This is a genomic window from Pseudomonas brassicacearum (assembly GCF_918698105.1).
GTDB classification, from domain to species: domain Bacteria; phylum Pseudomonadota; class Gammaproteobacteria; order Pseudomonadales; family Pseudomonadaceae; genus Aquipseudomonas; species Aquipseudomonas brassicacearum_F.
The window spans coordinates 1-8,089 of the sequence record NZ_CAKKMI010000141.1; the positions used below are offsets into that span (position 1 = coordinate 1).

An 8,089-nucleotide genomic window follows, 5' to 3' on the forward strand; every position below is an offset into this window, starting at 1 on the left:
AGGTTGCCCCCATGAACCCGGTCAGTACCCAGACGATCAACAGATTGGTGTGTATTGCCTTGGTGACATCAAAGGGCAACACGTCCAGCAGGGGATCCGGTCCGAGGTATTTGGCCGCCGAGAGCAAGCCGAATACCAGTTGCAGACCGAATAGCGCCATGGCAACGGCGAAGTACCAGTAAGCGACGGATTGAGATCTGTAACGCATGGTCATCCCCTTTGATTACTGGAACGACGCCAGATAGGCGACCAGTTGATCGATCTGTTCGGGCGTTAGCGATTTGGCGAAGGTGTCCGGCATGAAAGACATGCCATTGGCGGAATACATGTCGCCCGGATGCAGGTACGCGCTTGGCGTGACGATGGATTCGCGGATGAAGCCTTCGACGTCCTTGGCCTTGCCCTTGTAGTCAGGCGAGGCAATGACCTGTTTGGCCCGAGCAGCCAACCCGGCCAGTGTCGGTCCGGCGAGATTGACTCCCGGTGCAATCGAATGACAAGCGCTGCACACCGGTGTGGCCGTGGTTCGAAACAGCGCCTCGCCCAGGGCGATCGGGTCTTCCTTGTCGGACACCGGGCGTGCGGCGGGTGGCTGGTTGCCACCGGCGACATTCTGTTGCGCAACGGTGAGGTCCATGCCGGGAATCGACGTGCCGGTCACCAGGATCGGCCGCGGCGGCCAGCCTTGATTGTCGACCTTGCTCACCCAATCCATAAAGGCGATCAACGCCGCGATTTCTTCGTCGTTGAGTTTTAGGTTCGGCATCAACCGGCGATGACGTTGCTCGTCATAAAACTTTGAGGGGTCTTTGAGGAACGCGGTGAGATAGGGGGTGCCGCGCTGCTGGGTGATTTTCGTAAGGTCCGGAGCGTAATACGCGCCTTCACCAAACAACGTATGGCAATTGATGCAATTGTATTCATGCCATACATCCTTGCCGCGAGTGACTTCTGGCGTGATCTGTTGAGCGTTGGTCAATTTTGGAAACTGCCGGTGACTATCAACCGTCATGCCAAGAAACACAATGGCGGCGATGGCCGTCGATATCAGCGCGAACGAGCGTGTCTGGCGTTTGTTCATTGCGAACTCCCTAGACGCCGATACCCGTCCAATAGGTGATGCCGATAACGCTGGCATAAACGACCGCGCTGGCCATCAGCACGAGCGCGGCATAACTGACTATCTTCAAAGTTTTTTGCACGGCTGCATCCGAGTAGAAAGTGCAGTTGGAAAGTTCCTGGAAAAGCGCTCTGCCGGTTGGGTATTATTAACGATACCAAGCGCTGCATATTTGAGTGTAGTGGTTCAAGTTGTGAGAATGAATGATCTTGAGGGTAGTAGGCTTTGCATGGCTGTCAAGAAATTCTATAAAATTTTAACCAGTCGTAGTGACGGATACATAGAAGAAATTGAAATAATCGAGGTGAAGCAAATGATCAGCATATCTCTATTGAGCGCGGAGGCGCATGGCATTCAGTCATGAGCAACAGCATGATGGCGTTATGATATCTTGTGGCCGATGTCTGGTCTCTTTCATGACAATGGCTCCAGGGAACGCTACACCCGGGCAGGGGCCACCAGTAGTTACGCCAGCACCTTGCTAATGCGCGAGCCAGTAGTGGCCGCCTACTAGTGTCGATTTCGGAGTAAACCTACGATTTCGACGAGTCTAAAGGTCGTTATGGCATAAAAGACGTGCGCAGGCAGTCACAGAAGCTAAATGAGGAAGTATTTACCCCTTCAGTCTACCGTCGACTTCCAAGCTGCAAACTATCTACCTGCCGTATTCGGCGCACTTCATTAGGCTTTGTTGCCCGAGTCAGAACTGTTGCCTAAAGTAGCTGGAGCGGATCAAAAAGCCGATCAGAGAACACTCATACCTCAAGACAAGACCGACTCGTCGGTGGTTACACAAGAACTCAGGATGGCGTTTTAGAACTGGAATGCCAAAGACGCAGCAAAAGCGTTCCCAACCAGGGGTTATGAGATTCCTGAACTGCCGGATACTGGGTTGGTTCATCTTCGGGTTCGTGTGATTGCTCTGGAAAATCTGGTTGTTGTTTTGTTCGCCCGAGGGACGGACAACAGCCTACCGTCGCGCGCGAAATGACTGGTTACATTACGCCAAAGACCGGCCTTACCCTTCACCCTGACGATTCAGGTTACCCCCCCAAATGGGCAGCAGCTTTGGCTGTGCAGTTAATTCGAACGTTGTTCGGTATGTGAGTGCGTCGTTAGTTTCCATGCAACAAAAAATACCTCATGGTCAGCGCGCATGGCTTCGGTCTGGTTTCTCTACGAACATCATCGACTATGATCTTAGACTGGCTAAGAGCTGTTTTCTAATCGTCAGATGGGTCTTGATTCGGTATCTTAGGCACAAGCGCTTTTAATCCACGAAATGTCCTGGGTGGGTAAGTCAAGCGGCTTATGGCTCGGAGGAGCGGGCTACAAGCCGGAGGTATTTTTCGCCTTAGTCAAAAAAGCGATAAGCGTTATTCGAATTTGTTCTTGATTTTAATGTTCACGTGTTGCCATGCAGAAGCGGTCGCTGAGTGTAATGGGTGCTTTTTTTGACGGAGCATCTATAGTATCGGTAACCCGTTGTATCATAAATGGTTTTATATGTGTGAATCGCGGTCCTCAAGATCTCTAGCTTGTAAAGCTGCAAACTTGTAATGTTCACGTATCTAGTCTAGGGTCAATCAGGGTTAGAGTGGAAGAACTCGGTTGTAAAGCGTGCTTTTTACTAAAGTAAACCGGATGGCGCAATTGTCACATGGAAAATTATAAAAATTCCAATCCGCAATTTATCCTATTTTTCAGCCGCTTGGCGCTATTCGTGGGCGTATTGCTGGTCATTAGTTTTATTACTTTGCAAGCAAAGGATTACGGTGGGATAGAGCAGCAGCGCATCAGCGAAGTGTTTGCAGGCAATGTAGATATTTCCGCGCCGGTGGATGAGTTTAAGGTGCGCGTCGTAAAGTCTGAAGGAAAAATCAAAGGTTACGTATTCCAAAGCCAAGATGTCGTAGATATACCCGCATATTCGGGTAAACCCATTAATATGCAGGTCATTCTTGACACTCAAGGCGTAATACTGGATGCATATGTATTGGAGCACCATGAACCAATTCTGTTAATCGGAATTCCAGTGGAGAAGCTCCACGCATTTGACGATAAATACAAGGGCATCAAAGCTGATCGACGGGTAGTCGTGGGTCGTTCCAGCGATCCAGAGACGGTGACAGTTGACGGGATAGCCGGAGCCACAGTAACCGCCATGGTGGTGAATGAAATCATCATGCGCGCGGCACATAAAGTGGCGGTGTCGTTGCAACTGATCGAGGACAACAGCGGCGTTAAGCAGAAACCTGCCGCCGTGCGTGAAGATTTTTTTGAGCCTGCCACCTGGGAGCAACTGACCGGCAACGGCGCAATCCGCCGGTTAAGCCTAACCCGCGGTCAAGTCGACGCTGCATTCAAGGGTACTGAGGCCGAGGGGGTTGACAATGCTCCGCCCGGACAGGAAGACGATACTTTCATAGAACTATACACCGCTGATCTAAACCCACCCGCCATTGGTCGAAACCTGCTGGGCGATAATCAATATCGCTTCTTGATGCAGGACCTCAAGCCAGGTGAGCACGCCATCGTAGTGCTGGGTCGTGGCCTCTATTCCTACAAGGGCTCCGGTTATGTGCGAGGAGGAATTTTCGATAGGGTGCAATTGCGTCAGTTCGGCAACATCATCAGCTTTCGCGACATGGACCATCAACGTTTGTCCGACGTGTTCGCAACGGGCATGCCCGAGTTCAATGAAATGTCCATTTTCGTTGTTCGTGAGCCCGTCCGGTTCGATCCAGGATCGCCCTGGACCTTGGAGTTGCTGGTGCGCCGTCAGACCGGCGCTGTCGGTGGCACCTTCAGCAGCTTCGAGCTGCCTTACCAATTGCCTGAACAATATCTTTTGCGTCCGCCACCCACCGCTCAAGAGCTGGAAGCTATCGAGGTTGCCAATAGACCGACATGGGTCAATATCTGGTATCAGAAAGCCTTTCAGATCGGGGTTCTTTGCACGGCTCTGGCTGTATTGATGATTATCTTGTTCCTGCAAGATACCTTCACCAAGTACCCGCGTTTTCTCCACTGGTTACGTCGCGCTTACCTGATGTTTACCGTCGTGTTCATCGGGTGGTATGCGCTGGGGCAGATTTCAGTGGTTAATGTACTGACCTTCGCCCATGCCCTGTTCGAGAACTTCCGTTGGGAACTGTTTCTTACCGACCCGATAGTGTTCATTCTTTGGACCTTCACCGCCGCCAGTATTTTGCTATGGGGAAGAGGTGTCTTCTGTGGTTGGCTGTGTCCCTTCGGCGCATTGCAGGAGTTGATCAACGAAGCCTCACGCAAGCTGAAGATACCCCAATATGAGCCGCCTTTTGCGTTACATGAACGCCTATGGGCTGTGAAGTACATCATTTTATTAGTGCTGTTCGGCATCTCGCTTGAGTCGATGAGTACCGCCGAGCAATTTGCCGAGGTGGAGCCGTTCAAGACCGCCATTACCCTGAAATTCGACCGCCAATGGTGGTTTGTGGCTTACGCCGTGGCGCTGCTGATCATCAACATTTTTACCCGCAAGGTCTATTGCCGCTACGTCTGCCCATTGGGCGCTGCATTGGCTATTCCTAGCAAGCTGCGTCTGTTCGACTGGCTTAAACGACGCAAGGAATGTGGCTCGCCCTGCCAACTATGCGCCAAGGAATGTGAAATCCAAGCGATCCACCCGGACGGTCATATCAACGTCAACGAGTGTCATTACTGTCTGGATTGCCAGATGACTTACCACAACGAAAACAAATGCCCGCCGTTGGTGCTCAAGAATAAGCGCAAGACGCGGGACAAACCGGCGCCGGTGCCAGAACACACTGAGTTGATTCCGGTGGTGCAGGTATTCAAGCCATGAATATCTAAGCTGGACGAAACATTGCGATTCTTGTTTTTTCACCCGCATCCAATGGAGCAGCAACCATGACTGACAACAAAACGAATGCTGATCATGAACCCAAGCAGGCAACGCAGGAACTAAACTCGCCCGGTCTTAGCCGTCGCGGTTTTCTCGGTACCAGTGCGCTTGCCAGTGCTTCTCTAGCCGGTGCATCGGCACTTGGCAGCGTGGTCTTCACCCGCGAATCCTGGGCGGCCGCGGCTAAGGATGCGCAGTCGAAAATTCACGTGGCGCCGGGTGAACTGGACCAGTATTACGGTTTCTGGAGTGGCGGCCATCAGGGCGAAGTACGGATCATGGGCGTTCCGTCGATGCGCGAGTTGTTACGCATACCGGTATTCAACGTCGACTCTGCCACCGGTTGGGGGCTGACCAACGAAAGCAAGCGGATACTGGGTGATAGCGCAAGATTCATGAATGGCGATTGCCACCATCCACACTTGTCCATGACTGACGGTAAGTACGACGGCAAGTACCTGTTCATCAATGACAAGGCCAACTCCCGGATCGCGCGCATTCGCCTAGACATTATGAAGTGCGACAAGATGCTTACTGTGCCCAACGTACAGGCGATCCATGGCCTACGGCTGCAAAAGGTGCCCCATACTCAGTATGTGTTCGCCAACGCTGAGTTCGTTATTCCGCATCCCAACGACGGTAGCACCTTCGACTTGCAGGATAAGAACAGCTTCACAATGTTCAACGCTGTCGATGCCGAGAAAATGGAGATGGCCTTCCAGGTGATCGTCGACGGCAACCTGGACAACACCGACGCTGACTACACCGGCAAATACGCCGCCAGCACCTGCTACAACTCCGAGAAGGCCTACGACCTGGGCGGTATGATGCGCAACGAGCGCGACTGGGTGGTGGTGTTCAACATCCCTCGCATCGAAGCGGCGATCAAGGCCGGCAAGTTCATCACCCTGGACGGTTCTAAGGTCCCTGTGGTGGATGGGCGCAAAAGCGACGGCAAGGATTCTGAATTTACCCGCTATATCCCTGTGCCGAAAAATCCTCATGGGCTCAATACCTCGCCTGACGGCAAATATTTCATCGCCAACGGCAAGCTTTCGCCTACATGCACAATCATTGCAACTGCCAAGCTCGACGATTTATTTGATAACAAGCTCAAAGACCCACGGGACGTGGTAGTCGGTGAGCCTGAACTGGGACTGGGGCCGTTGCACACCACCTTCGACGGCCGCGGTAACGCCTATACCACCTTGTTTATCGATAGCCAGGTAGTGAAATGGAACATGGAAGAGGCGATCCGCGCCTACAAGGGCGAGAAGGTCAACTACATCAAGCAGAAACTCGATGTGCAGTACCAACCCGGGCACAACCATGCGTCACTGACCGAAACCCGTGATGCCGACGGCCAGTGGCTGGTGGTGCTCAGCAAGTTTTCCAAGGATCGCTTCCTGTCGACCGGTCCGCTGCACCCGGAAAACGACCAGTTGATCGATATTTCCGGCGAGGAGATGAAGCTGGTGCACGACGGCCCGGCCTTCGCCGAACCACATGACTGCGTCATGGCCCGTAGAGACCAGATCAGGACTAAAAAGATCTGGGACCGCAACGATCCGTTTTTTGCAGAAACCGTGGCTATCGCTGCGAAGGACGGAATTAAACTGGAGACTGATAACAAGGTTGTCCGAGAGGGCACGAAAGTTCGTGTCTATATGACTTCTATGGCCCCTGCCTATGGAATGCAAGAATTTACCGTAAAACAAGGCGATGAGGTTACTGTGACGATAACTAATGTCGATAAGATTGAGGATGTCTCTCACGGCTTTGTCATGACTAATCATGGTGTAAGTATGGAGATTAGCCCGCAACAAACATCCTCGATAACTTTCATTGCTGACAAGCCCGGTCTGCATTGGTACTACTGCAGTTGGTTCTGTCATGCACTGCACATGGAAATGGTTGGGCGTATGAAAGTCGAGCGAGTTTAACGGGCCCCCGCGCTGCCAAGAAGGAAAATGCAGTGTCTAGGCATCTCTCGTTCAAGAAGCGATGGGCGTTAACTCTATTTTCATTGATGTTAACGTCCCTCGCATATTCGTCGCCTCGGCCCATCACTGAATTGTTAATGCATGCAGAGGGCGCCAACCGCTGGAGACTTCCTTTAGGAGAGTACAAAGGCCAATTTACTATTGAGCAATCTATGCAGATAGTTTGTGATAAAGGTGCGGTCTTTGACGCTGAAGGTGCTGGGAACGTGCTTTTTATCAGTGCGCCCGATGTGCGCGTCGAAGGCTGTACTTTGCTCAACTGGGGGCGCGACATGACAGCGATGAACGCTGCGATTTTCATCGACCCTCAAGCGACAGGTGCGATGATACGCAACAATACAATGAACGGGCCGGGATTTGGTATATGGGTGGATAGGGCACATGACGTCAGCCTGATTGACAACGATATTGAAGGCGACCCGAGCATTCGCTCCCAAGACCGCGGCAATGGGATTCATCTGTATGCCGTGCACGGCGCCAAGGTTATCGGTAATCACGTGCGACAGACCCGGGACGGGATCTACATCGATACCTCGAACGGCAACCTGCTGCAGGGCAATACTTTGGAAGACCTGCGCTACGGCGTGCACTACATGTACGCCAACGACAACCAGTTGCTCGGCAACACCACCCGCCGGACACGCACCGGTTATGCCTTGATGCAGAGCCGCAAGCTGATGGTGATTGGTAACCGTTCCGAGCAGGACGAGAACTATGGCATCCTGATGAACTACATCACCTATTCCGAGTTGCGCGACAACTTCGTCAGCGACGTGCGCAGCGGCTCCGCCGACGGCGGTATGGTCAGCGGTGCCGAGGGCAAGGCGCTGTTCATCTACAACTCGCTGTTCAATGTCATCGAACACAACCATTTCGAGCGCAGCGCCGTGGGTATTCACCTCACTGCTGGCTCCGAAGACAACCGTATTGCCGACAACGCCTTCGTCGACAACCAGCAGCAGGTCAAATACGTCGCCACCCGCACGCAGGAGTGGTCGGCCGACGGTCACGGTAATTACTGGAGTGATTACCTGGGCTGGGATCGCAATAACGATG

Annotated in this window: 5 protein-coding genes and 1 pseudogene; 4 read left to right on the forward strand and 2 right to left on the reverse strand. The window is 52.5% G+C overall.

Annotation, left to right across the window (positions count from 1 at the left end; genetic code table 11):
* Window positions 1-208 (reverse strand): annotated as a pseudogene (locus LQ215_RS28980) (cbb3-type cytochrome c oxidase subunit I); the annotation flags it as partial.
* A gap of 15 nt (window positions 209-223) precedes the next feature.
* Complete coding sequence (locus tag LQ215_RS28985; protein ID WP_025214367.1) at window positions 224-1,081, reverse strand: c-type cytochrome; 858 nt, start codon at window positions 1,079-1,081, stop codon at window positions 224-226.
* Between LQ215_RS28985 and LQ215_RS28990 the strand changes: the two genes are divergently transcribed.
* From LQ215_RS28990 to nosD, 4 genes are all read left to right on the forward strand, one after another.
* On the forward strand, window positions 1,074-1,484 hold the full coding sequence (locus LQ215_RS28990) for a hypothetical protein (protein WP_169867343.1): 411 nt from the start codon (window positions 1,074-1,076) through the stop codon (window positions 1,482-1,484). The genes LQ215_RS28985 and LQ215_RS28990 overlap by 8 nt on opposite strands.
* Before the next feature lie 1,296 nt (window positions 1,485-2,780).
* Window positions 2,781-4,970 carry a transcriptional regulator NosR gene (gene nosR, locus LQ215_RS28995; protein ID WP_169866034.1) on the forward strand — a complete coding sequence of 730 codons (2,190 nt, stop codon included), beginning with the start codon at window positions 2,781-2,783 and terminating at the stop codon, window positions 4,968-4,970.
* 65 nt (window positions 4,971-5,035) lie between these two features.
* On the forward strand, window positions 5,036-6,973 hold the full coding sequence (gene nosZ / locus LQ215_RS29000; protein ID WP_230153673.1) for a TAT-dependent nitrous-oxide reductase: 1,938 nt from the start codon (window positions 5,036-5,038) through the stop codon (window positions 6,971-6,973).
* A gap of 86 nt (window positions 6,974-7,059) precedes the next feature.
* Window positions 7,060-8,089: nitrous oxide reductase family maturation protein NosD (gene nosD / locus LQ215_RS29005; protein ID WP_230153674.1), on the forward strand; the 1,030-nt coding region annotated here is incomplete at its 3' end.

Coding starts and splice junctions, on each gene's coding strand:
- LQ215_RS28985 (WP_025214367.1), bottom strand. CDS start 1,081: ATGAACAAACGCCAGACACGCTCGTTCGCGCTGATATCGACGGCCATC.
- nosR (WP_169866034.1), top strand. CDS start 2,781: ATGGAAAATTATAAAAATTCCAATCCGCAATTTATCCTATTTTTCAGC.
- nosZ (WP_230153673.1), top strand. CDS start 5,036: ATGACTGACAACAAAACGAATGCTGATCATGAACCCAAGCAGGCAACG.